The organism is Streptosporangium sp. NPDC023615 (genome assembly GCF_040640155.1).
Taxonomy (GTDB): Bacteria; Actinomycetota; Actinomycetes; order Streptosporangiales; family Streptosporangiaceae; genus Streptosporangium.
Genome location: NZ_JBFABE010000038.1, coordinates 28,686 through 52,832, shown reverse-complemented (window position 1 = coordinate 52,832; position 24,147 = coordinate 28,686). Strand labels below are relative to the sequence as shown.

At 72.1% G+C, this 24,147-nt stretch carries 21 protein-coding genes; 10 read left to right on the top strand and 11 right to left on the bottom strand.

Annotated elements, in window-relative coordinates; all coding sequences use genetic code 11:
- Positions 1-165 precede the first annotated feature (165 nt).
- On the top strand, positions 166-672 hold the full coding sequence (locus tag AB0G16_RS24295) for a flavin reductase family protein (protein WP_362809075.1): 507 nt from the start codon (positions 166-168) through the stop codon (positions 670-672).
- A gap of 205 nt (positions 673-877) precedes the next feature.
- On the opposite strand, the gene AB0G16_RS24290 is transcribed toward AB0G16_RS24295, so the two are convergent.
- The gene (locus AB0G16_RS24290) at positions 878-1,933 is read right to left on the bottom strand and encodes a dihydrodipicolinate reductase (RefSeq protein ID WP_362809072.1); all 1,056 of its coding nucleotides are present in this window, start codon (positions 1,931-1,933) and stop codon (positions 878-880) included.
- Between the two features lie 349 nt (positions 1,934-2,282).
- On the opposite strand from AB0G16_RS24290, the gene AB0G16_RS24285 reads away from it, so the two are divergent.
- The 6 genes from AB0G16_RS24285 (at position 2,283) to AB0G16_RS24260 (ending at position 9,588) form a co-directional block, all read left to right on the top strand.
- The gene (locus tag AB0G16_RS24285) at positions 2,283-3,179 is read left to right on the top strand and encodes an SDR family oxidoreductase (RefSeq protein ID WP_362809069.1); all 897 of its coding nucleotides are present in this window, start codon (positions 2,283-2,285) and stop codon (positions 3,177-3,179) included.
- Between the two features lie 368 nt (positions 3,180-3,547).
- Complete coding sequence (locus AB0G16_RS24280; protein WP_362809066.1) at positions 3,548-5,062, top strand: sugar ABC transporter ATP-binding protein; 1,515 nt, start codon at positions 3,548-3,550, stop codon at positions 5,060-5,062.
- A complete protein-coding gene (locus tag AB0G16_RS24275; RefSeq protein ID WP_362809063.1) occupies positions 5,059-6,084 on the top strand; it encodes an ABC transporter permease in 1,026 nt (341 codons plus the stop codon). The genes AB0G16_RS24280 and AB0G16_RS24275 overlap by 4 nt, the downstream gene beginning before the upstream one ends.
- Before the next feature lie 200 nt (positions 6,085-6,284).
- On the top strand, positions 6,285-7,352 hold the full coding sequence (locus tag AB0G16_RS24270) for an ABC transporter substrate-binding protein (protein WP_362809060.1): 1,068 nt from the start codon (positions 6,285-6,287) through the stop codon (positions 7,350-7,352).
- Entirely contained in the window at positions 7,352-8,584 is a 1,233-nt protein-coding gene (locus AB0G16_RS24265; protein WP_362809057.1) for a Gfo/Idh/MocA family oxidoreductase, read from the top strand. Before AB0G16_RS24270 ends, AB0G16_RS24265 begins: the two co-directional genes overlap by 1 nt.
- A complete protein-coding gene (locus AB0G16_RS24260) occupies positions 8,581-9,588 on the top strand; it encodes a sugar phosphate isomerase/epimerase family protein (protein ID WP_362809055.1) in 1,008 nt (335 codons plus the stop codon). Before AB0G16_RS24265 ends, AB0G16_RS24260 begins: the two co-directional genes overlap by 4 nt.
- Before the next feature lie 43 nt (positions 9,589-9,631).
- Here the strand turns inward: AB0G16_RS24260 and AB0G16_RS24255 are convergent, their stop codons facing one another.
- The 3 genes from AB0G16_RS24255 to AB0G16_RS24245 are packed head-to-tail and all read right to left on the bottom strand — an operon-like array spanning position 9,632 to position 11,373.
- Positions 9,632-10,717 carry a Zn-dependent alcohol dehydrogenase gene (locus AB0G16_RS24255; protein ID WP_362809054.1) on the bottom strand — a complete coding sequence of 362 codons (1,086 nt, stop codon included), beginning with the start codon at positions 10,715-10,717 and terminating at the stop codon, positions 9,632-9,634.
- A 10-nt stretch (positions 10,718-10,727) separates the two neighbouring features.
- Positions 10,728-10,922 (bottom strand): ferredoxin, encoded by a 195-nt coding sequence (locus AB0G16_RS24250; protein WP_362809052.1) that lies wholly within the window; start codon positions 10,920-10,922, stop codon positions 10,728-10,730.
- Between the two features lie 10 nt (positions 10,923-10,932).
- Positions 10,933-11,373, bottom strand: coding sequence for a pyridoxamine 5'-phosphate oxidase family protein (locus AB0G16_RS24245; protein WP_362809050.1), 441 nt, complete (start codon positions 11,371-11,373; stop codon positions 10,933-10,935).
- A gap of 102 nt (positions 11,374-11,475) precedes the next feature.
- Here AB0G16_RS24245 and AB0G16_RS24240 point away from each other — a divergent pair, with 102 nt between their 5' ends.
- The gene (locus tag AB0G16_RS24240) at positions 11,476-12,123 is read left to right on the top strand and encodes a class I SAM-dependent methyltransferase (RefSeq protein ID WP_362809047.1); all 648 of its coding nucleotides are present in this window, start codon (positions 11,476-11,478) and stop codon (positions 12,121-12,123) included.
- Here the strand turns inward: AB0G16_RS24240 and AB0G16_RS24235 are convergent.
- The 6 genes from AB0G16_RS24235 to AB0G16_RS24210 form a co-directional block, all read right to left on the bottom strand.
- Positions 12,059-13,042, bottom strand: coding sequence for an enediyne biosynthesis protein UnbU (locus AB0G16_RS24235; RefSeq protein ID WP_362809044.1), 984 nt, complete (start codon positions 13,040-13,042; stop codon positions 12,059-12,061). The genes AB0G16_RS24240 and AB0G16_RS24235 overlap by 65 nt on opposite strands.
- A complete protein-coding gene (locus AB0G16_RS24230) occupies positions 13,039-15,030 on the bottom strand; it encodes a CRTAC1 family protein (RefSeq protein WP_362809129.1) in 1,992 nt (663 codons plus the stop codon). The genes AB0G16_RS24235 and AB0G16_RS24230 overlap by 4 nt, the downstream gene beginning before the upstream one ends.
- 153 nt (positions 15,031-15,183) lie before the next feature.
- On the bottom strand, positions 15,184-16,104 hold the full coding sequence (locus tag AB0G16_RS24225; RefSeq protein ID WP_362809042.1) for a DUF1702 family protein: 921 nt from the start codon (positions 16,102-16,104) through the stop codon (positions 15,184-15,186).
- A 1,141-nt stretch (positions 16,105-17,245) separates the two neighbouring features.
- Positions 17,246-18,286, bottom strand: a complete 1,041-nt coding sequence (locus tag AB0G16_RS24220; protein WP_362809126.1) for a prenyltransferase — start codon at positions 18,284-18,286, stop codon at positions 17,246-17,248.
- A gap of 52 nt (positions 18,287-18,338) precedes the next feature.
- A complete protein-coding gene (locus tag AB0G16_RS24215) occupies positions 18,339-19,052 on the bottom strand; it encodes a methyltransferase domain-containing protein (RefSeq protein ID WP_362809039.1) in 714 nt (237 codons plus the stop codon).
- A 40-nt stretch (positions 19,053-19,092) separates the two neighbouring features.
- Entirely contained in the window at positions 19,093-20,337 is a 1,245-nt protein-coding gene (locus AB0G16_RS24210; protein WP_362809036.1) for a glycosyltransferase family 4 protein, read from the bottom strand.
- A gap of 290 nt (positions 20,338-20,627) precedes the next feature.
- Here AB0G16_RS24210 and AB0G16_RS24205 point away from each other — a divergent pair, with 290 nt between their 5' ends.
- The gene (locus tag AB0G16_RS24205) at positions 20,628-21,656 is read left to right on the top strand and encodes a GDP-mannose 4,6-dehydratase (protein ID WP_362809033.1); all 1,029 of its coding nucleotides are present in this window, start codon (positions 20,628-20,630) and stop codon (positions 21,654-21,656) included.
- Between the two features lie 29 nt (positions 21,657-21,685).
- Here AB0G16_RS24205 and AB0G16_RS24200 read toward each other — a convergent pair whose 3' ends face one another.
- Entirely contained in the window at positions 21,686-22,618 is a 933-nt protein-coding gene (locus AB0G16_RS24200) for a L,D-transpeptidase (protein ID WP_362809030.1), read from the bottom strand.
- A 293-nt stretch (positions 22,619-22,911) separates the two neighbouring features.
- On the opposite strand from AB0G16_RS24200, the gene AB0G16_RS24195 reads away from it, so the two are divergent.
- The gene (locus tag AB0G16_RS24195) at positions 22,912-24,114 is read left to right on the top strand and encodes a macrolide family glycosyltransferase (RefSeq protein WP_362809027.1); all 1,203 of its coding nucleotides are present in this window, start codon (positions 22,912-22,914) and stop codon (positions 24,112-24,114) included.
- Positions 24,115-24,147 lie beyond the last annotated feature (33 nt).

The window sequence follows — 24,147 nt, the reverse complement described above, 5'->3', positions numbered from 1 at the left end:
TCCGCCCGCGAGGTGGGCACGTGTCCGAAAAAGAGTTCGTAGGTGACGGCGGGAAGGGATCGCTGCATTAATGGGTTCTGAGAGGTGTCCTTTGTTCCTCGGAGGGGGAAAAGTGACCAAGTGGAGCATCCTGGTGATGACCGGCGAGTCCCCGAGCGAGGCGTCATGACCGAAACCCTGCCCGTCCAGGCGGTCGACGCCGAGCGTTTCCGCCAGACACTGGCCCTCCACGCCGCCGGAGTCGTCGTGGTGACCGCCCAGGTCGACGGCGTGCCGGTCGGTCTGACGGCCACCTCGTTCTCGTCGGTCAGCCTCGCGCCCCCGCTGGTCTCCTTCTACGTGGACCACTCGTCCACGACCTGGCCCCGGCTCCGGCAGGCCGACCACTTCGCGGTGAACGTGCTGGCCAGCGATCAGGCCGAGGTGGCCTCGCGCTTCGCCAGGAGGGGAGTGGACCGTTTCGCGGACCCCACCTCCTGGACCCTGGGCCCGTACGGCGTCCCGCTGCTCGGCGGCGTCTCGGCCCACCTGATCTGCTCCCCGCACTCCACCGTGGACATCGGCGACCACGTGCTGGTCGTCGGCCTGGTCACCGAGACGGGGCTCGAACCCGGCGGGCGTCCGCTCCTCTACCACCGGGGTCGCTTCGGGCGCTTCATCCCGCACCCCTGATCTCGTCGTTCCGGCCCCGGCCTCGTCGTTCCGCCCCTGACCTCGCCGGAGACCCCCGGGCGTGCCGGGGCGTTCCCGACCGTGCCGAGGGCGTTTCCCGGCCGTGCCGGGGTCGCCGGACCGTGCGGGGCGCGAAGGCGTGGGGGTCGCCGGATCCGTGCGTGAACCCGCCCTGAGGGCACCCGGGGAGGGGGCCGGGAGATCCTCAGGCGAGGCGTACGGTGCCCCGGCCGGTGGCCAGGAGGTCCAGCGCGGTGCGGATGCCCGGTGGGGCGGCGCAGAGGGCGGCCACGGAGTTCACCGCGTGGGCGGCGGCCCCGGCCAGGCCGTGGGAGATCTCGTCCACGCTCAGCATCAACTGGGGCACGCCCTCGATGTGGACGTTGAAGCCGGGCTCGGCCCAGCGCCCCACCCGGGTGGCGTCGGCCTTGTAGACGCACTCCACGGTCATGAACGGACGGCCCCGGACCAGCCCGCTGAACATCCAGCGGGAGGCGCACACCGTGCCCTCCCTCACCAGGCCGGCGTCGATCTCGAACTCCTCGGTGGCGAGTTCGAACTCGTCGCTCTCCTCGACCTCGTCGAGCTCCACGCCGAGGCTGTCGGCAACGAACTGGACGCTCTCGGCGAACAGCGAGCGCTGGAAGGCCCGGAACGGCCGCACGGCGGCGGCGTAGTCCTTGGCGGAGCGGGTGAAGCCGTACAGATCCACCACGATCTGCCGGGAGGGGTGCCCGCGGAAGTCGGACGACTCCCGGACGTAGATGTGGTCGATCCGGCTGGACAGGCCGGTCAGGGTGAGCGGCAGCACGTCGCTCATGAAACCGGGGTTGACCCCGGTGCCGTGCAGCGACGACCCGCCCGCCCGGCAGGCGCCCTCCAGGCGTTCCACCACCGCCGGGCCGTAGCACTTGGGGTAGACGAAGCCGGTGGTGGTGATGACGTTCTTGCCGGCGGCGAGCAGCGCGCAGATGGTCTCCACGTCGCTCGGATGGTCCCCGCCGAAGTAGAACGCCGGCAGGGGCATGTGCAGGACGCAGTCGGCCTCCGTCGCGAGGATCTCCTCCACGTCGTCGGTGCAGGTGACACCGGCCTCGGGGAGCCCGACGAGGGTCCCCGCGTCCTGTCCCACCTTGTCCGGGTCGTAGACCAGCACCCCGACCAGCTCGAACTCGGGGCGGGTGATCAGGCTGCGCAGGGAGTATCTGCCGACGGCGCCCGTGGCCCACTGCACCACGCGCAGGGGCGGCGATAAGGACATATAGGGCCTCCAGCCCAAATTAGTGGGCGGGGCCCTACTGGAAGGAATTGAGGGGTGTCGTCGTTGACCCTCGCCCGTATGGGGCAAAAACTTTAGCAGAAATTAACACGCTTGCTCACTAAGCGCAATGATCTCATTCGTTTCTGGTTACCGGCCCACCCCTGTCGCGCCCCGGACGCCCGTGGTCACGGCCCCCGCGGCGCCGGCGCGGGACGGCCGGCGGGATCGCCGCCGGTGGCGGCGTCCGGGCACCGCCGACGGGTCCGGGTGAATTCGCCGATGGCACGGCGGGGGCCGGTCGGGCTATTGTTCAGACGACTAGAATTATATTCTCGTGGGAGGGGTGCGGATGTCAGAGCTGCGATTCGACGGCAAGGTCGCGGTCATCACCGGGGCCGGCCACGGTCTCGGCCGCTCGCACGCGCTGTCGCTCGCCGAGCGCGGCGCCAAGGTGGTCGTCAACGACCTGGGCGGCGCGCTGGACGGTACCGGGGCCTCCACCGGCCCGGCCGCCGACGTGGTCGAGCTGATCAGGAAGAACGGCGGCGAGGCCGCCGTCAGCACCGACGACGTGGCGACCCCCGAGGGGGCCGCGGCGATCGTCCAGGCCGCGATCGACGCCTTCGGGCGGCTGGACATCGTCGTCAACAACGCCGGCATCCTCCGGGACAGGTCCTTCGGGAAGATGACCGTCGAGGAGTTCGACCAGGTCCTCGCCGTCCACGTCCGCGGCTCGTTCCTGGTGAGCCGGGCGGCGTTCCCCCATCTCAAGGAGCAGGGGTACGGCCGGATCGTCAACACCTCCTCGCCCGCCGGCCTGTTCGGCAACTTCGGCCAGGCCAACTACTCCACCGCCAAGATGGGCCTGGTCGGCCTGACCAAGACGCTCGGCATCGAGGGCGCCAGGGCCGGGATCAAGGCCAACGCCATCGCGCCGATCGCCTGGACCCGGATGACCCAGGAGATCCTGCCGGCCGAGTTCGAGGAGAAGTTCACCGCGGAGCGGGTCAGCGCCCTGGTGACCTTCCTGGCCCATGAGGCCTGCGAGACCAGCGGCGAGGTCTTCAGCGTCGGCGGCGGCCGGGTCGCCCGGGTGTTCGTCGCCGAAGGGCCGGGCTGGAGCAAGGAGGACCACACGGTGGAGGACATCCGCGACAACTGGGAGGCGATCCTCGCCGAGCAGCCCTACCTGACCCCGACCGCCCTCGGCGAGCAGGCGACCGCCTCCATGAAGGCCATGCTCTGAGCGGTACCGACACCGAGGCCGTGCTCCGGGCCGCACGACCGTGAAGGCCGCGCCCCGAACCGCGCGGCCCCCCGGGCGCCCTCCTGGCGAGGGCGCCCTTTCTCGTTCCCGGGGCCGGCCCGCGCCAGGTGATCGACTCGTGTCCCGGGGATCGGCTCCCACGCAGGAAACTTTTGCTGATTTCAGCAAAAGTCTACGAACTGTTAGATAAAAGCCCTTCACAAACCCGGATATAGGGGGTTAGCTTCTGCACATCCCACGGCGGAGGGGGAGGTGTCGGCGATGGCGCCGGCGGTACGGCCCGCAACGGGCCCGACTCCGCGGCGACCACGTCTTCTCCGGCCCCATGAAGGAACCAGCGAGGCCCCATGTCCGATGCCATCCCCCTGTTGGTCATGCGAGGGATCGTCAAGCAGTTCCCCGGTGTGCGCGCCCTGGACGGCGTCGACCTGGAGGTGCTGCCCGGCGAGGTGCACTGCCTGCTCGGCCAGAACGGCGCGGGCAAGTCCACGCTGATCAAGACATTGGCCGGGGCGCACCAGCCCGACGAAGGCACGATCACCTTCGGCGGCGAGGAGGTGCGGCTGTCCAGCCCGATCGCGGCGATCAAACTTGGCATCTCCACGATCTACCAGGAACTCGACCTGGTCGACGGCCTGAGCGTGGCCGAGAACGTCTTCCTCGGTCACGAACCGGCCCGGCTGGGGTTCGTGAGCCGGGCGGCGGCGGCCCGCGCGACACGGGAGGTGTTGTCCCGGCTCGGGCACGGCGAGATCCGCCCGTCGACCGAGGTGGGGCGGCTCTCACCGGCCGCCAAGCAGGTGGTGAGCATGGCGCGGGCCCTCTCGCACGACACGCGGCTGATCGTCATGGACGAGCCGTCGGCGGCCCTGGCCCACGACGAGGTGGGCAACCTGTTCCGGATCATCCGCGAGCTGACCGCGCAGGGCGTGGCGGTGATCTACATCTCGCACCGGCTGGAGGAGATCCGCGAGATCGGTGACCGGGTCACCGTCCTGAAGGACGGCCGGACGGTCGCGGTGGGCCTGCCGGCCAAGGACACCCCGACCTCCGAGGTGATCTCGCTGATGACCGGCCGCAACGTGGAGTACCTCTTCCCCGACCGGCCCGCGGCCGGCGTGCGGCAGGACCGGGCCGAGGTGCTGCGGGTGGAGAACCTGAGCGTCCCCGGCCGGGTCGAGGACGTGTCGTTCTCGGTACGGGCCGGGGAGATCGTGGGACTGGCCGGCCTGGTCGGCTCGGGCCGTTCGGAGATCATCGAGGCGGTCTACGGGGCGCGGCGGTTCTCCGGCACGGTGACGCTGGAGGGCCGTTCGACGGGCCGGGGTGGCACCGGGACGGCCGTGCGGATGGGCATGGGCCTGGCGCCGGAGGAACGCAAGGCCCAGGCGCTGCTGCTGGACCAGAGCGTCTCGCGCAACATCAGCCTGGCGAGCCTGGGCCGCTACTCGCGGCTGGGCTGGATGGACCGGCGCCGGGAGGCGGCCGACGCGCGGGCCATGGTGGAGGCGCTGGACATCCGGCCGTCCGACCCCGAACGGCCGGTCAAGACGCTCTCGGGCGGCAACCAGCAGAAGGCGGTGCTGGCGCGCTGGCTGCTCAACGACCGCAGGCTCCTGCTGCTGGACGAGCCGACGCGCGGGGTGGACGTGGGAGCGCGGGCGGAGCTGTACGCGCTGGTGAGGCGGCTGGCCGACGACGGGATCGGCGTGCTGCTGGTCTCCAGCGAGGTGCCCGAGGTGCTGGGCCTGGCCGACCGGGTGCTGGTGATCCGGGAAGGCCGGATCGTCCGCGAGGCCGTCGCCGGAGAACTGGACGAGCACGCCGTCCTCGACATGATCATGGAAGGAAGTCCGGTATGAGCGAGTCCCCGCCGTCGGTGGACGAGAAGGTACGGGCGACGGGGCAGGGCCGCGCGCCCGTGGCCCCGGCCGGCCTGCTCACCCGCCTTGGGGAGGTCCCCCTCCTGGGACTGGTGGCCGCGCTGGTGCTGCTGGCGGTCGTGGGCCTGGTGACGGTGCCCGACACCTTCGCCACCACCTCCAACATGGTGAGCATCCTGTCGCTGGCCGCCACCATCGGGGTGATCACGGTCGGCATGACCTTCGTCATCATCGGCGGCGGTATCGACCTGTCGGTGGGCGCCCTGATGGCGCTGGCGTCGGTGTGGGCCACCACGCTGGCCACGCAGGCGTACGGGCCGTTCGTGATGATCGTGTGCGCGGTGCTGGTCGGCACGGGCGCGGGCCTGGTCAACGGCCTGCTGATCTCCTACGGGCGGATGGTGCCGTTCATCGCGACGCTGGCCATGCTCGTCGCCGCCCGAGGGCTGGCCCAGCGCATGTCGAACCGCCGCACCCAGCTCGTGGCCCAGGGCAACGAGGCGATCGTCGGGCTGTCGACCACCCGGGTGCTGGGCATCCCGCTGCTGGTCTACATCTTCGCCGTCGTCGTGGTGCTGGGCTGGGTGCTGCTCAACCGCACCACGTTCGGGCGCCGCACCTACGCCGTCGGCGGCAACCCCGAGGCGGCCCGGCTGGCCGGCATCGACGTGCGCCGGCACACCGTGGCGCTGTACGCGCTGTCGGGATTGTGCTGCGGCATCGCGGCCGTACTGATCATGGCGCGGACCACCACGGGCTCCTCCACCCACGGCGACCTGTACGAGCTGGACGCGATCGCCGCGGTCATCATCGGCGGCACGCTGCTCACCGGCGGCCGGGGATCGATCGTCGGGTCGATCCTGGGCCTGCTGATCTTCACCGTGATCACGAACCTGTTCATCCTCAACGGCCTCAACACCAGCGACCAGCTCGTGGCCAAGGGCCTGATCATCGTGGTGGCCGTGCTGCTCCAGCGGCGCAGCCTCCGAACGGCCACCTAGCCGGGACCCGACCCCGGCCCGGCCCCGGCCCGGCCCCGGCCCGGCCACGACCGGTCGCGAGCCGGCGACGGCGCGGCGACCGGGCGGCGACGGACAGGTCGCGCCCTCCCGCCGGGCCTCGTTTCCCTCGACTCCCTCACACCTCACGATCTCTCCCGGGGCCCGTCCCCGGGGATCACCCCCGAAAAAGGAGCACGGTCATGACAGAGAACGTCGCGCGCAGGGGTTTCCTGCTCGGCGGGGCGGTCATCGGCGCGGGCGCGCTGGTCACCGCGTGCACGAGCAACGAGCCCGCGGCGCCGGCCGCCGCGGCGAGCTCGGCACCCGCACCGGCGCCGGCCGCGACCGGCGGCAACGAGGCACCCGGCGAGAAGGTCGTCATCGGGTTCTCGGCCCCCGCCGCCGACCACGGGTGGATCGCCGCGATCGCCAAGAACGCCGAGACCGCCGCCAAGCAGTACTCCGACGTCGAGTTCAAGCCGGTCGAGCCGACCAACGACATCAACGCGCAGATCTCGGCGGTGGAGTCGCTGATCGCGGCCAAGGTCGCCGCGCTGGTGATCCTGCCCAACGACGGCCAGCAGCTCAACCAGATCGCGCGTCAGGCCTCGGACGCGGGCATCCCCGTGATCAACCTCGACCGGGTCTTCCCCGACAAGCTGTCGTACCGCACCTGGATCGGCGGCGACAACTACGGCATGGGCGTCGCGGCCGGGCACTACATCGGCAAGACGCTCAAGGACAAGGGCGTGTCCAACCCGGTGATCCTGGAGATCCAGGGCATCGCCACGCTCCCGCTGACCCAGGACCGCAGCAAGGGCTTCGAGGACGCGCTCAAGACCTACGGGTTCAGCGTGACCGCCAAGCAGGACGCGCAGTTCACCGTGGAGTCCGGCACCAAGGTCGCGGCCAACCTGATGCAGGCGCACAAGAAGATCGACGCGATCTGGAACCACGACGACGACCAGGGCATCGGGGTGCTCGCCGCGATCAAGGAGGCGGGACGCGACGAGTTCTTCATGGTCGGCGGCGCCGGTTCGGCCAACGCGATGCGCGACATCAAGGCCGACAACGGCGTGCTGAAGGCCACGGTCACCTACAGCCCGACCATGGCGTCCTCGGCGATCAAGCTGGCCCGCCTGATCGCGCAGGGCAAGGGCATGAGCGACCTGACGGAGAACCAGGTGCCCCAGTCGATCACCCTGGCCTCGGAGACGATCACCAAGGAGAACGTGGACACCTACCTGCCGCTGGGATTCGAGTCCTGATGGGCGGTCCGGACGAGGCGAGGCCGACGCTGGGGATCGGCATGGTCGGGTACGCGTTCATGGGCCGGGTGCACTCCCAGGCCTGGCGCAGCGTCCCGGCCTTCTTCGACCTGCCGGTCCGGCCGGTCATGGCCGCGCTGTGCGGCCGCTCGGCCGAGGGCGTGGCCAGGGCCGCCGACCAGATGGGCTGGGCGGCGGTGGAGACCGACTGGCGGGCGCTGATCGCCCGCGACGACGTCGACGTGGTCGACATCTGCACGCCGGGCGACTCCCACGCGGAGATCGCGATCGCCGCGCTGCGGGCCGGCAAGCACGTTCTCTGCGAGAAGCCGCTGGCCAACACCGTCGCCGAGGCCGAGGCCATGGCCGAGGCGGCGCGGGAGGCGGCGGCGCGCGGGGTGCACGCGATGGTGGCCTTCAACTACCGGCGGGTGCCGGCGATCGCGCTGGCCGCCCGCTGGGTCGCCGAGGGCCGGCTGGGACAGATCCGGCACGTGCGGGCGCAGTACCTGCAGGACTGGATCGTCGATCCGGACTTCCCGCTGGTGTGGCGGCTGAGCAGGGAACTGGCGGGCTCCGGCGCGCTGGGCGACATCGGCGCGCACATCATCGACACGGCCCAGTTCATCACCGGCCAGCACCTCACCGACGTCTCCGCGCTCACCGAGACGTTCGTCAAGGAGCGTCCCCTGGCCGAGAGCTCGGCCGGGCTGTCGGCCGAGGCGGGCCGGGACGGCGACGGCGACGGCGACGGCGACGGTGGGGCGGGCAGGCCGACGGGTACGGTGGACGTGGACGACGCGGCGCTGTTCATCGGCCGGCTCAGCGGCGGCGGACTGGCCTCGTTCGAGGCCACCCGCTTCGCCACCGGGCGCAAGAACGCGCTGCGCATCGAGGTCAACGGCTCGGCCGGCAGCCTGGCCTTCGACTTCGAGGCCATGAACGAGTTGTGGTTCCACGACCACGCCCTGCCCGCCGAGGAGGGGGGGTTCCGCCGGATCCTGGTCACCGAGTCCGGCCACCCCTACGCGGGGGCGTGGTGGCCACCGGGGCACGGCCTCGGATACGAGCACACCTTCACCCACGAGGTGAGGGACTTCGTCGAGGCGATCGGCACCGGAGGTGCCCCCGCCCCGTCCTTCGACGACGGGCTGCGTGTCCAGCGCGTGCTGGCCGCGGTCGAACGCAGCGCCGCGGACCAGTCCCGGCTCACACCCGTGGAGGATAAATGAGCAGGCCCGTCACGTTGTTCACCGGCCAGTGGGCCGACCTGCCGTTCGAGGAGGTGTGCCGGCTGGCCTCGGGCTGGGGCTACGACGGCCTGGAGATCGCCTGCTGGGGCGACCACTTCGAGGTCGACAAGGCGGTCTCCGAGGACGGCTACGTCGAACGCCGGCTGGAGATCCTCGCCAAGCACAACCTCAAGGTCTGGACGATCTCCAACCATCTGCTCGGCCAGGCCGTCTGCGACAGCCCCATCGACGAGCGGCACAGGGGCATCCTGCCCGCCCGCATCTGGGGCGACGGCGAGCCCGAGGGGGTCCGCCGCCGCGCGGCCGAGGAGATGAAGGACACCGCCCGCGCCGCGGCGAAGCTGGGCGTCGACACCGTGGTCGGCTTCACCGGCTCGTCCATCTGGCACACCGTGGCGATGTTCCCGCCGGTGCCCCCGTCGATGATCGAGGCCGGGTACGCCGACTTCGCCGACCGGTGGAACCCCATCCTGGACGTCTTCGACGAGGTCGGGGTGCGCTTCGCCCACGAGGTGCACCCCAGCGAGATCGCCTACGACTACCACACCACGGTGCGCACCCTGGAGGCCATCGGCCACCGGCCCGCGTTCGGGCTCAACTGGGACCCCTCGCACATGGTCTGGCAGGAGATCGACCCGGTCGGGTTCATCCTGGACTTCGCCGACCGGATCTACCACGTCGACTGCAAGGACGCCAAGGTCCGCACCGGGGACGGCCGGCGCGGCCGGCTCTCCTCCCACCTGGCCTGGGCGGACCTGCGCCGGGGCTGGGACTTCGTCTCCACCGGCCGCGGGGACGTGCCCTGGGAGGACTGCTTCCGCGCGCTGAACGCGATCGGCTACAACGGCCCCATCTCCATCGAGTGGGAGGACGCCGGGATGGACCGCCTGGACGGCGCGCCCGACGCCCTGGCCGCCATCCGCCGCCTGAACGCCATCACCCCGCCCTCGACCGCCTTCGACGCGGCCTTCTCCACCGAGTGACCCACCCGTTCCCGGCCGGGGCGTTCCCGGCCGGGAACGCCGGTCAGTCCAGGACGACGACCTGGCGCAGCACCTCGCCGCCCCGCAGGGCCGCCACGGCGTCGTTGAGGTCGGCGAGCTTGATCCTGGCGCTGATCATGCTCTCCAGGTCGAGCTTGCCCGCCTTGTAGAGTCCGGCGAGGAAGGGGAAGTCGTGCCGGACGTCCGAGCCGCCGTAGAGCGAGCTGCGGATGTTCTTGCCGTCGAACAGCAGGCTGAAGGCGTTCAGCGGGACGACGTCGTCCATCGCGCCCGCGCCCACCACGATCACCTCGCCGCCCCGGCGGGCCGCCTGCCAGGCCGTCATGATGGTGGCGGACTTGCCGACGGCCTCGAAGGCGTAGTCGAACCCGCCGCCGCCGGTGAGCGTGGCGATCGCGTCGGGGAGCTGGTCGGGGGTGACGGCGTGGGTGGCGCCGACCTTCTTGGCGAGGGCGTGCTTGGACTCCAGCGGGTCGACAGCCAGGATCGTGGTGGCACCGGAGATGCGGGCCCCCTGGATCACCGACAGGCCGATGCCTCCGGCGCCGACCACGACGACGGTCGAGCCGGGCCGCACCTTGGCCGTGTTGAGCGCCGCGCCGACACCGGTGGTGATCCCGCAGCCGATCAGGGCCGCCGCCTCGAAGGGCACCTCGGGATCGACCCTGATCGCGCCCTGCCAGGGCACGATGATCTCCTCGGACCAGCTGCCGCACCCGGCCATGCCGAACGCCGGGGTGTCGCCGCCGTAGCGGAACCGGGCGTTGACGAAGCTGTCCATGACGTACGTCATGCACAGGAACGGCTGGTTCACCAGGCAGTTCGCGCAGGTGCCGCACGCCGGGGTCCAGTTGAGGATGACGTGATCGCCGGGCTGTACCGAGGTCACGTGGTCACCGACCTCGAGGACCTCGCCCGCCCCCTCGTGGCCGGGGATGATCGGCAGCGGCATCGGCAGCGTGCCGTTGATCACCGAGAGGTCGGAGTGGCAGACCCCGGTGGCCCTGACCTTGACGCGGACGTCCGTCGGGCCCATCGGAGCGAGGGTGAAGTCGTCGCGGATGTCGAGCTTGTCGTCGCCGACGGCATGCAGAAGCGCACCACGCATGGGGGTCCTCCTAGTTCTCCTCGAGGGAGAGGGCGGCTTTGGGACAGGACCGCACGGCGTGCCGGACGCGGTCCATCATCTCCGGCGGCGGCTCAGGCAGCAGCAGGTGCAGCTGGTCGTCGTCGTCGAGTTCGAAGACCTCCGGGGCGAGTCCCATGCAGACGGCATTGGCCTCGCACACCAGATAGTCGACTTTGATCTTCATATGGGCCTCCTCAGTCGGCGACGGCGAGCTTACGGTGATCCCATGAGATCACTCGAGTGGGCTCCACCACGAAGGCGACCCTCTTGCGGCCGGTGTGGGCCACGTATTCGGTGAGCACCTCCTCCGCGTCGGGCATGCCGGCCATCCGTCTGGCCACGGTCATGCCGACGCCGAGGATCCCCTCGGTGTCGTCGATCCTGCGCGCCGTCCCGTAGACCAGGACGCCGCGCAGGTCGGAGTACTCCTCCCCGGCCTCGATCAGGCAGCTCACCCGTGCGTCGCGCTCGATGTTGCGTGTCTTCTGGGCCTTGCCGTAGGTCCAGAACGAGATCCTGCCCTCGGTCAGCCCGTAGAACATGGTCACCATGTGCGGTGTGCCGTCCGGGTTGATGGTTCCGAGCTGCAGTTTTCGTGACTCGCCGATGAAGGCGGTCACCTCGTCGTCGGACATCGTGATACGGGCGCGGTGGTTCACGGTGCAAAGTAGAACACGTTCCATAGGGCCGGGCAAGGGCCGTGTGGAATGTTGTTCGGTCGTCGGTAGTCTGCTGTGATGAGCATCGCCACCATGCCCGCCGACCTGCTGTACACCGCCCAGCGCGCCAAGGGTTTCATGCCCCACGCCGAGGGGCTCGCGCTGTTCGAGACCGCCGTCGCGTACGGACCGCGCGGCCCGATCTGCGAGATCGGCAGCTACTGCGGGAAGTCCGCCGTCTACCTCGGCGCGGGCGCCCGGCAGGCCGGGTCCGTCGTCTTCACCGTGGACCACCACCGGGGTTCCGAGGAGATCCAGCCCGGGTGGGCGCACCACGACCCCACGCTGATGGACCCCCGCTTCGGCAAGATGGACTCGCTGCCCACCTTCCGCGCCACCATCGCCGCCGCGGGCCTGGAGGAGGAGGTGGTCGCGATCGTCGGCAGGTCCGAGCGGGTCGCCCGGCTCTGGAACACCCCCCTGGCGATGCTCTTCATCGACGGCGGCCACTCCGAGGAGCCGGTGACCAAGGACTACGAGGGGTGGGCCCCGCACGTCATGGAGGGCGGCGCCCTGGTCTTCCACGACATCTACCCGGACCCGGCCACGGGCGGCCAGGCTCCGTACCGGGTGTACCAGCGGGTGCTCGCCTCGGGGGCGTTCAGGGAGGTCCGCCAGGAGGGGTCGCTGCGGGTTCTCGAGCGGGTCGGCCCGGGGATCGGCTGACCCTCCCGCCGGGGGAGGGGAGGACGGCCGGGCCGAGGCGGGCGAGCAGGACCGGCCCCAGCACCCACCCCGCGCAGACGACCACCGGGGCGAGGAACGACCCGAAGACGACGTGCGACTGGACCAGCAGCCCGTAGACCGCCGCCGTGGCCAGGCCGAACCACGCCTGCGGGCGGGCCCGGACCGGGGACGTGGCCGGGTCGGCGATCACGTAGCCGGCGTACAGCGCGAAGGCCGTCCCGGTCATCGGGAGCAGGGCGGCGACCGCCGAGACGTCGGTGAGCCATCCCCTGACGACCGCCTGGGCGAGGAATCCGCCCGTCCACCCCAGCAGCAGGGGCAACCTCCCGGCGAGCCCGGCGTGCACCGCGCCCGCGGCCAGCACCGCCAGCGGCACGAGCAGGTCGAACGGTCCCGACACCCAGGCGGTGAACTGGTGGGGCGGGGCGGGGGCGGCCTGCGGCAGCAGCAGGAGAACGGCGGCCACGCCGGTGGCCACCGGGTTCAGGACCGGCCTGCCCGGACCGTCCCCGGGGGTTCGCGGCGCGCGCACGCGCGGGACGTAGCCGCTCGCGACGGCGATCAGGACGGCCGGTACGACCGGCGCCGGGTGCCCGGTCCCGTACAGCAGCATCGCGCAGAGCAGCCCGCGGACGTAGGGGGGCAGCAGGAAGTCGGCGACCCGGTCGCGGGGGACGCCGAGGTAGCGGACCGGACGCCGCCATGCCCACGCGTCCACGGCCTCCAGCGCGAGCGCCGCGGTCACCCCGGCCAGCACGCCGGCGACCGGCGCCGCCCAGGACTGCTCGAAACCGAGAACGGTGTGCCCGAGCACGGTGAGCAGTGTGAGGGACGCCGCCGCCCACCGTGACGCCCGGACCCGTCCGCGTTCCTCGCGGTCGTCGCGGCCGGTCCTCATGGCCGGTGGATCTCGACGGCGCGCCCGTCCGCCAGGAGGATCCGGTGCCAGCCGGGTTCGAGGGCGATCGACGCGCCTCGGACCGCGCCGCAGGCGTCCCTCCAGGAGATCTCGACGGGCAGGGGGGCGGTCGGCAGGTCCCGGCCCAGGCCGAAGAGGAGTTCGGGCGCGGAGAAGCCGTTGTGCCCCCCGGCGGGGTAGAGCTGCCGGGTGCGCGTGCCGCCACCGGGCAGGCGCACCGTGGCGACGGCTCCGACGGCGGCCCGCGTCGGCCCGGCACCGGCGGAGCCGGTCGTGCCGGTCGTGCCGGTGACGCCGGTCGTGCCGGTCGGGCGGGGTGTGGCGCAGGAACCGGCGGGCAGGCGGAGCCGCAGTCCCACGAACGGCGCGGTGGGGCCGTGGTTGCCGTACAGCACCGACTGCGACCACTGGTTGGCGACCGCGAAGTCCAGCCGTCCGTCGTCGTCCACGTCGCCGACGGCGAGGGCACGGCTCACCGCGCCCCCGTCGTCGTCGTCCACGTCGCCGTCGCCGTCGCGGTCCTCGTCACCGCCGGCGACCCCGGCCGACGCCGCCACGTCCACGTACCGGCCGTCCGGGCCCGAGGCGAAGAAGGTGTTGGCCTCGTGCCCGGACACCTCGTCCCCGTCGCCGAGGAGGGGCCAGAACGCGGGACGGGACAGGAACGGCTCGGCGACGGAGGCCACCTCGTGGAGCTGCGGCCAGCGGTCGGTCTCCCCCCTCAGGAACCCGGTCGCGTGCATGATCTCGTCGGTGCCGTCGTTGTCGAAGTCGGCGGCCTTGACGTCCCAGGACCAGCCGCTCCGGCTCAGCCCGAGTTCCCCGGCGCGGTCGCGGTAGGGCGCCCGCCCCTCACGGAACCCTCCGGGACCGGACACGAAGGCGAGATCGGTCTCGTGCGACCCGCGTTCGGCGTCGGCGTTGCTCACCAGGATGTCCGGCCTGCCGTCGGCGTTGAGGTCGGTGAAGCCGACCCCCGTGCCCCTGAACGAGTCACGGCCGAGGACACGGGAGCGAGGGGTCGCCGGGTCCGACGGCCCCCGGGCCTCGGTGAACCGGATCCTGCCGGGCGCCGACTCGTTGACCAGCAGCCGGTCCGGGCCGAAGTCGTCGACCACGTACAACTCGGGGCGCCCGTCGCCGTCCAGGTCCTGGGCGCCCAGCGCGAGCGTCCATCCCCGGCCGCCGCCGACCTCGTCGAACACCCCCTCGGCCTCGGTGAACGACGCGGGTCCCGTGGCGCGGTAGAGCCGGTCGGTGCCGCCGTTGGCGGCGGCCGACAGCGAGTCGGGCATCACGGCCTCGGAGGGTGTGCCGGTCGCGCCGCCCAGCGCCCTGACACCGTCGGGAAGATAGTTGCCGAACACGAGGTCCAGGCGGCCGTCCCCGTCGAAGTCACCCGCCGTGGCGGCGCCGGTGTTCCAGATCTCCCGGCCGGGGGTCAGCGGGCGGTGCCGGAAGGCCGTCCCGGACGGCACGGCCCAGGGCACGCGCAGGAACAGCGAGGGGGAGCGTCCCCAGTAGTAGACGACCAGGTCCTCCCAGCCGTCCTGGTCGAGATCGGCGGGCAGGCACCCCGTCGGCGCCTCGTACGGTCTGCGGTCCGGGGGGACCAGCGTGAACGGGCGGTACGAGCGTGGGGTGCCCGGCGCGGGCCCGACGGTCACGGTGTCGCGGCGGGGGTCGACCAGGCACACGTCGTCGGCGACGACCTCGCCGTCCACGTCGAACAGCGCCACCCCGGCCCCCAGCGCCGACGCCCAGCCCCGGACGGTCGCGTATCCGGGAGCGACCGTCCGCAGCACGCGGTCACCGGGCGCCGCGGGCGGGCCCAGCGGCCTGGCGTTGAAGGAGAAGGCGGTGGCCGTCCCGGTGGCGGGCGCCTCCGGCGGGACGGCGGACCGCCAGCCGGCGACGACGACCACCAGGGCGAGAGCCCCCGCCGCGTACCTGCGGATCCCCGGCATCGCGGTCACCGTCCCTCCGAGCCGTCGTCACGAGCCACCGTCCCTTCGAGCCCTTCGAGCCCTTCGAGCCCTTCGAGCCCTTCGCGTCACCGTCACGGGCCGTCGTCGCGGGGCACGGTCACGAGCGTCGTCGCGGGTCGGCGTCCGGGGGCGTCATGCGTCGCGGTCGCGTCGTGCCCAGGCCTTGCGGATCCCCGCCCGCCAGGCCTGGTAGTCCTCACCGCTGTAGGCGTTGTGCCCCAGCGCGACGAGGGCGGTGTCCGTCCACGCCGCGGCCTCGTCCGCGTCGGCCCCGCAGAGCACGGGGGCCGCGGCGACGGTGTGACCGGGGACGACGCCGGAGATCAGCCGGAAGGCGCAGGCGAAGGCGGAGCCCTGGGCGAGATGGGCGCGGAAGCCGTCCTCGGACGCGGCCGAGGCCAGCCGTTCCAGGTCGGCGGCGCTCGCGCCTCCGACGTAGGTCGCCGCCAGGCCCACGCCGCTCCACAGGTCGGCGCGACGGCCGGCGGGGAACTCGGCGACGCGCAGTGCGATGTCGTCCGCCCTCGCGCACTCGTGGAACCAGAGCATCCGTCCCAGGCCCTGGTCGAAGATGGCCCGCCGGGTCCGGTCCATGAGCCCGGCCGTGCGCTGGCGGCCCACCGTACGGTCGGAGCAGAAGAAGCCCTGATGGAACCCGAACCCGTCATGGGCCAGCCAGCGCAGCAGCGGGTGGACCGAGCGGATGCCCCACATCGGCCGTAGCCGCATGCGGGCGTACGCCCAGCCGGCACCCAGGTGGATCAGGTGCGGGTGGAGCAGTCCCTGCCCGCTCAGCAGTTCCCTGAGCCGGCGCCCGCCGGTGAGGGTGAGCACGTCGAGGGTCGCGCAGGCCATGCCGGCGCCCTCGTACGCGAAACTCCGCAGGTCCTCGCGCAGGTCGTCGATCCGACCGGGTTCCCCGGCGACCACCGCGTTGAAGCCGGTCGTGAACGACCGGCCCGCGTCCTCCAGCCGTTCGCGGGCCGGTCCCAGCCGGAACCTCCGCGTCGCGAACCTCACCTGGCCCGGGTCCTGCCACAGGAGCCGGGCCATGCCCTTGGACCGCGCCGGTAGGGGCGCCGGAACTCCCAGCCTGGGGGCCGGCCCCCGCCCGGGGCCCGGTTCCGCCGGAGCCGGCATACGGGGGAGGGGAAGGGGCGGCACGGGGGTCGGGGGCGGGGGAGCCGCCTGGCCGGGAGGTTCGTGACGGGGCCGGCCGTCGGAGGGGTCCGCGGAACCCTCGGAGTCCGTGGAAGTCACGGAAGTCACGGAAGTCACGGAACCCGTGGAGTTCGTCGGGCCCGAAGGGCTCACCGGTTCCGGAAGGCCCGGAAGGCCCGGAAGGCCCGGAAGGCCCGGGGAGGCCGGGACGTTCGAGACGGCCGCGGCGGGCGGGCTCGTCCTGGGATCGGTGGAGGTCCGGGAGCCCGGAACGAACGTGGACGCCGTGGGACCCGCCGTGGAACCCCGGGGCCGCCGGGGGCCCTCGGAGGCGGGAGCGTCCGCGGCCCCCGTGGTTGTCGGGGGGGCCACGGGCGCCGGGGGCTCCACGGACGCGGCGGGGGCCGATCCGCCCGGAGGAGTGCGGGGAGCCGGAGGTACGGGGCGTTTCGGCGGTACCGCCGGCCGTGGGTTCGTCGTGCCGGACGGCGAACCGGTCGTGTCCGAGTCACCGCGAGGGGCGGGAGCCGACGGGACGGCCGGGACGGCCGGAGGCGACGAGGACGACGAGGGCGACGAGGACGACGAAACAGACGGGCGCTGCGAAGGCGAAGGAGGCGACGAGGACGACGGGGGTGACGGGGGCGCGATCCGCCGTGGGATCCTCTCGTCTCCGGCCACCGGGGTCGTCCCGGGTCGGGTCTCCGCTCCGGCGGACCCGTCGTCATCGCTCTGCGTTACCGTTCGAGTGCCCTCCGCGTTGCTCACGGACCCGAAGGTAGTGAGGCGCGATCAGCCCTTCAAGCACCGCGTTTCCGATTGCGGGCAAAGAAAACACCCGCCGCCGCCGAGGAGGCGACGTTCACCCCGCGAGGGACGACAGCGGCCACAGCAGCACGTGACGTCAGCCCCTGGAGCCCCGGGACGTCACCCGGCGAGCACGCCACGCCGCCTCTCCGGAAGCGCCGGACGTCACCCCGGCGAGCAGGCGATGTCACCCGGGAGCACGGGACGTCCCGGGGAGCACGCGATGTCAGCCCCGGGAGCGGGCGTGGCTGCAGCCGCAGGCGGCGGTGGGCCGGTCGGTCACGTACGCGCCCGCGTCGCGGAAGATCCCGGCCGCCCGGGTGTACCCGTTCAGCGCGTCGGCGGCGAGCACGACGGCCGCGGCGGTGTAGGCCGAGCGCTCGTGCGGGAACCACTTCTCGTTCACGAACTGCCAGCCGGTCCAGTAGGAGCCGTCCTCGTGCCGCAGGTGCTGCATGTCCGTGAAGAGCGTGGTCGCCCGCTCGCGGTCGCCGAGGGCGTCGAGCGCGAGCACCAGCTCGCACGTCTCGGCGCCGGTGACCCACGGCTGGTCGGAGACGCAGCGGATGCCGAGACCGGGTTCGACGAACGTGTCCCACTCCTCGGCCAGCCGCGCCTCGGCGGCCGGGCCGCGTACCGCGCCGCCCAGGATCGGGTAGTACCAGTCCATCGAGAACCGGCTCTTGTCGGCGAACGCCTCGGGGTGGGCGGCCAGCACGTGACCGAGCTGGTCGGCGGCCAGCTCCCAGTCCGGCTGAGGATCGCCCAGGCGCTCGCCCAGCAGCACGCCGCAGCGCAGGCCCTGGTGGATGGAGGCGCACCCGGTCAGCAGGGCGTAGGCGGCGGGGCGGCCGTCGGCGGCGCGTTCCCAGACGATCTCGCCGCGGGTGGTCTGCAGGCCGACCACGAAGTCCAGCGCGGCCCGGACGACGGGCCACATCCGGCGGGTGAAGTCCTCGTCCCCGGTCACCAGCAGCTCGTGCCAGATCCCGACCGCGATGTAGGCGGCGTGGTTGGACTCCCCGCCCCGCTCGACGGCCTCGCCCCCGACCAGCTTCATCGGCCAGGAGCCGTCGTCCCGCTGGGTGCGGGCCAGCCAGTCGTACCCCCGGCGCACGGGGCCGGTCAGCCCGGCCACGCTCATCGCCATCAGGCACTCGACGTGGTTCCAGGCGTCCACGTGCCCCTCGGGCCACGGGACGCCGCCGTCGGCCTCCTGCACGGCCGCGATGCTCCGGGCGGTCTGGACGACCCGCTCCCACTCCATCAGGTCGCTCACCGCTCCTCGATCGCCGGGCGGGCGGTCCGGTACGGAGAGATCATGCCGGCTTCCGGACGTAGAGCACCACGCTCTTGCCGATGAGCGGGTTCAGGACCGCCTCGGCGATCCGGGTGGCCGCGGGGCGCTTCATGATGTCCCAGACCAGCAGCTCGTGGTAGGCCTTGGCCAGCGGGTGCTCGTCGTTGTTCACCCCGACCGCGCACTTGATCCACCAGTACGGCGCGTGCAGGCCGTGGGCGTGGTGGTGGGGCCCGACGACGAAGCCCGTCGACTTGAGCTTCGCGCTCAGCTCGGCCAGCGTGTAGATGCGCACGTGCCCGCCGGGGGCGGTGTGGTACGCCTCGTCGAGCGCCCAGCAGATCCGCTCGGGCAGGAAGCTCGGCACGGTGACGGCCGCCCGGCCGCCCGGCTTGAGCACCCGGAAGATCTCCCGCATCGCCGCCATGTCGTCGGGGATGTGCTCCAGCACCTCCGCCGCGATCACCCGGTCGAAGCTGCCGTCCTCGAACGGCATGTCCAGCGCGTCGCCCGTCACGGTCTCGCCGGTCGCCTCGGGCGGCACCTCCCCGGCCTTGTCCATCGCGGCGAACATCGTCGCCACGCCCTCCAGCTCGCCCGCGTCCATGTCGAAGGCCACCACGTCGGCGCCGCGCCGCAGCACCTCGAAGGCGTGGCGTCCGGCGCCGCATCCCAGGTCCAGGACCCGGTTCCCGGGTCCCACGGGCAAGCGGTCGAAGTCGACGGTCAGCACTGGCCGCTCCTTGTGAAGGGGGATCGTTGGGAGATGTCGCTCACTTCGCCCGGCGGGCCTGGATGGCCTCGTGGTAGGCCTCCACGGTCCGCTGGGCGACGACGTTCCAGGTGTAGCGCTCCATGACGCGCTCGTAGCCCCTGCGGCCCACCGCGGCGCGCTCCTGCGGGGAGTCGTGCAGCCGGCGCAGCACCGCGGCCAGCTCCTCGGGGTCGCCCGGGGCCACCTGCACGGCGGCGTCGCCGACGACCTCGGGCAGCGCCCCGGTCCGGCTGGCGACCAGCGGGGTGCCGCACGCCATGTGCTCGACGGCCGGCAGTGAGAAGCCCTCGTACAGGGAGGGCACGACGGAGATCTCCGAGGTGGCGATCAGCTCGCCCAGCTCGGTGTCGGAGATGCCGTGCACGAACCTGACGCGGTCCTGCAGCGCCAGCTCGGCGACGAGCTTCTCGGTCGGGCCGCCGGGGGTGGGCCTGCTGACCACGGTCAGGTTGACGTCGCGCTCGGTGGCGAGCTTGGCCACGGCCCGCAGCAGCGTGGCGACGCCCTTCATCGGGGAGTCCGCGCTGGCCACCGCCACGATGGACCCGGGCCGCTTCGGCATCTCCGGGCGCGGGTGGAAGTAGCGGGTGTCGACGCCCAGCGGGATGAGCCGCATGTTCTTCTGCGGCACGTTGAAGTCGCGGTGGATGTCGGCGAGGGAGGACTCGCTGACGGTCAGGATCGGGCTGAGCCTCGGCGCGACCTTGGCCTGCATGCGCACGAAGCCGTACCAGCGGCGCATCGGGATCTTCTTGCGCAGCGGGGCGGCCTTCAGCTCGATGCGGCGGTCCACGCTGATCGGGTGGTGGATCGTCCCGACCACCGGGAACAGCTTCTGGATGCCCAGCAGGCCGTAGCCGAGGGTCTGGTTGTCCTGGACGACGTCGAAGTCGCCGACGCGCTTCTTGAGCTCGCGGTACGCCCGCAGGGTGAAGGTCAGCGGCTCGGGGAAGCCCGCGGTCCACATGGTCCCGACCTCCAGCAGGTCGATCCAGTCGCGGTACTCGCGCAGGCCGGGGGTGCGGAACGGGTCCTCGTCGCGGTACAGGTCGAGGCTGGGGATCTTGGTGAGGACGACGCCCTCGTCCAGTTCCGGGTAGGGCTGGCCCGAGAAGACCTCCACGCTGTGCCCGAGGGCGACCAGCTCGCGACTGAGGTGGCGCAGGTAGACGCCCTGCCCACCGCAGGTCGGTTTGCTGCGATACGACAGCAGCGCGACCCGCAGTGATTCAGCACCCGGCACGGCAACCCCCCTTTATCCCTCCTGTCCGAAAAGGGACAGGTACCGTGAAAGATGACCTTAGTCTCGGACCTTACCATTCAGCAGTTCTGTTATACCTGATGTGGAATTGTCCTCAGAGGCCGCCCCACAGCGCGCGAGCTGGGCGGTTGTCGTCACCGAACGTAGTTCTGTGCAACGTGTTCTAGGCCTTCGGGGAGGCGCCTGGTGCCCGCCTGGGGGTCTGAGGGTACATTCGCCAACAAACGGCATAAGACCGCACAGGTCCCGCCCCCGCAAGCGAGGAGGACGCGTTGGCCAGGCGCGCACTGATCACCGGCATCACCGGGCAGGACGGTTCCTACCTGGCCGAGTGCCTGCTGGACCAGGGGTACGAGGTCGCCGGGCTCGCCCGGGGACAGGCCAACCCGCGCGTCTCGCGGCTCCGCAAACTCCTCCAGGACGTCCAGCTCGTCCGCGGCGACCTCCTCGACCAGGGATCGCTGATCTCCGCCGTGGAGAAGGTCCAGCCCGACGAGGTCTACAACCTGGGCGCCATCTCGTTCGTCCCCATGTCGTGGGAACAGGCCGAGCTCACCGCCGAGGTGACCGGCATGGGCGTGCTGCGCATGCTGGAGGCCATCCGGGTCTGCTCCGGGATCTCCTCCTCGCGCACCGTCGCCGGGTCCGACCAGATCCGGTTCTACCAGGCGTCCTCGTCGGAGATGTTCGGCCAGGTCCGGGAGACCCCGCAGACCGAGATCACCCCCTTCCACCCCCGCTCGCCCTACGGGGTGGCCAAGGCCTACGGGCACTTCCTGACCCAGAACTACCGCGAGTCGTACGGCATGTACGCGGTGTCGGGGATCCTGTTCAACCACGAGTCGCCGCGCAGGGGCGCCGAGTTCGTCACCCGCAAGGTCACCCTCGGCGTGGCCAGGATCAAGCTCGGCCTCGCCTCCGAGCTCCGCCTGGGCAACATGGAGGCCCGCCGTGACTGGGGGTTCGCCGGGGACTACGTCCGCGCGATGCACCTGATGCTCCAGGCGGACACGCCCGAGGACTACGTGATCGGCACCGGCCGCACCCACACCGTCCGCGACCTCGTGCGGGCCGCCTTCACGGCCGCCGGCCTGGACTGGGAGCGGTACGTCGTCACCGACCAGAACCTGCACCGCCCTGCCGAGGTCGACCTGCTCTGCGCCGACCCGAAGAAGGCCCGCGTCCAGCTCGGCTGGGAGCCCACGGTCACCTTCGAGGAGCTCGTCGCGATGATGGTCGAGGCGGACGTCAAGCTGCTCACCGACGGCGGCGACCCCGACCAGGACTCCTCCTGGCCCTGACGGCGCCCGTCCGTGCCCGTTCGTGCCCGTCAGGTGATCATGACGGGGCTGCCCAGCGGGATGCGGGAGAGCAGCCGCAGTGCGGCGGGGGGGACCCGGACGCAGCCGTGGCTCACCGCGCGGCCGAACGTGGCCCTGTCCGGCCAGCCGTGCAGGGCGATCGTCCCCGGACCGCCCGCGAAGGTCCGCAGGGTGCCCGAGTGCGCGCCCAGCGCGAGGAAGAGCGGGCTGTAGGTCGCGGGGACCGGCGCGAGCGAGGCGAGCAGGAACGTCCGTCCCCGTGGCGTGGGCGTGCCGGGCGCCCCCACGGCCACCGGCCACGACCCCGCCTCGCGGTCGTCCTCGAACACGGTGAGCCTGCGCGCCCTCACCTCGACCTCCACCCGGTACGGGCTCCGGACGACGCGCAGCCCTCCGCCTCCGGTGTGCAGCCAGCCGGTGGACCGGTTCGGCCGGCTCGGCAGCAGCACCCGATCCCAGCCGGGGAGCCTCTCCACCACCGGTACCCAGGTCGGGCCCGAGAGCTGGGTGCGCGGCAGCACCGCCACCGGAGGCCCGCCGGGACGGGCGTAGACCACCCGGTCCCGCCGGGGGTGGACGATGAGCCCGTCGACGGGCCGGAACGGGTCGGGGTCGCGGGGAACCCGCCGCAGCGTCGCGTACGTCGTGGCGGCCGGCAGCCGGGTCAGCCTGGCCGCCGGCACCGGGACCGGGGCGACCACCTCCGCGGCGGGCTCGCGCGGCGCGGCGCTGAGATGGGGCGCCGGGGGCGCCGGGGGCGGGGCCGGCGGGGCGGTGGGCACGGACGTCCCCGCGGCGCAGGAGGAGATCAGATGCGCGCAGAGCGGCACCGCGCCCAGCCGCACCAGCAGGCGGGGGGAGCGCGGGCGGGACGGCCGTGAGGCGGCCGGGGGCGCCGCCGGGGTCAGCGGGGCCATCGGGGTCGTGAGCCGTTTCGTCATCGTGGACGCGTCCCCCCGCCGCCTCGGATCACATCGCTCCGGAGCGCGCCGTCCGGGGCGAGGCGGCCGGGCTTCCGATGTCCCGTCCCCCGCAGGAGGTCGATGCCCGCTGCGAGGTGCCGGGTCGCCCAAGGTTCGTTGAAGGCTCGGTCCGGTTCCGGTTCCGGGTCGTCGGCGCCCTTTTGCTGAGACGAGACGTACCGTCTTGACAGCGTGCGAAAAAGGAGTGCATGCTTGGGCTCGCTGCGAGACGATACGTCTCGTCGGAGAGATTCCCTACCCCGGAGGAACGTATGACCCGCCGCCGCGCCCATATCGCCATGGTCAGCATCCCCGCCCCGGGTCACGTGAACCCGAGCATCGAGGTGATCAGGGAACTGGCCGCCAGGGGACACCGGGTGACCTACGCCAACGACCCCTCCTACGCCGGGATCGTCGCCGAGGCCGGGGCCGAACCGGTGCTCTACGACTCGCTCCTGCCCAAGGTCGACTCCGGTACCTGGCCCGAGGACGCGATCGGCCAGCTCGACCTCTTCCTGCGTGACGCGATGGCGATGCTGCCGACGCTGCGCGCCGCGTACGAGAACGACCGTCCCGACCTGTTCCTGTACGACATCGGCGGGTACGCCGTGCGGGTGCTCGCGGAGAACTGGGGGATCCCGCTGATGCAGCTCTCGCCGACGTACGTCGCCTGGGAGGGCTACCGCGAGGACATGGCGCCGATGCTCGAGGAGTTCAGGAAGGCCCCGGGCGGCGCCGAGCACTACCGGCGGTTCGACGAGTGGCTCTCGGACAACGGCGTCGGCCACATGGACTCCCACGAGTTCTCCGGGCGCCCGCCCCGGGCGCTGGCGCTCATCCCGAAGGTCATGCAGCCCAACGCGGACCGGGTCGACCCCGCCAGGATCACCTTCACCGGGCCGTGTTTCTCGATGCGGCCCCGCCAGGAGCCCTGGAAGCGCCCCGAGGGAGCCGAGAAGGTGCTGCTCGTCTCGCTCGGGTCCACCTTCACCGACGTGCCCGACTTCTACCGCGCCTGCCTGGCCGCCTTCGGCGACCTGCCCGGCTGGCACGTGGTGCTGCAGATCGGCAGGCACGTCGACCTCGAGGGGCTCGGCGAGATCCCGTCCAACGTCGAGACGCACCGCTGGGTGTCGCAGCTGTCGATCCTGGAACAGGCCGACGCGTTCGTCACCCACGCGGGCATGGGCGGCACCCAGGAGGGCCTGTACTGCGGGGTCCCGATGATCGCCGTTCCCCAGGCGGCCGATCAGTTCGGCAACGCCGACAGGCTCGTGGAGCTCGGCGTCGGCCGCCGGATCGACACCGGGGAGGCCACCCCCGAGGCGCTGCGCACGGCCCTGCTCGACCTCACCGGCGATCCGGAGGTCGCCGCGCGGCTGGCCGCGATCCGGGCCGAGGCCCGCGGGGAGGGCGGCACCCCCCGGGCGGTCGCCCTGATCGAGGAGATGCTGGCGGACGCCCCGTCCCGCTAGGGAGGGACCCCGGCCCGGAGGGCGTCACCGGGC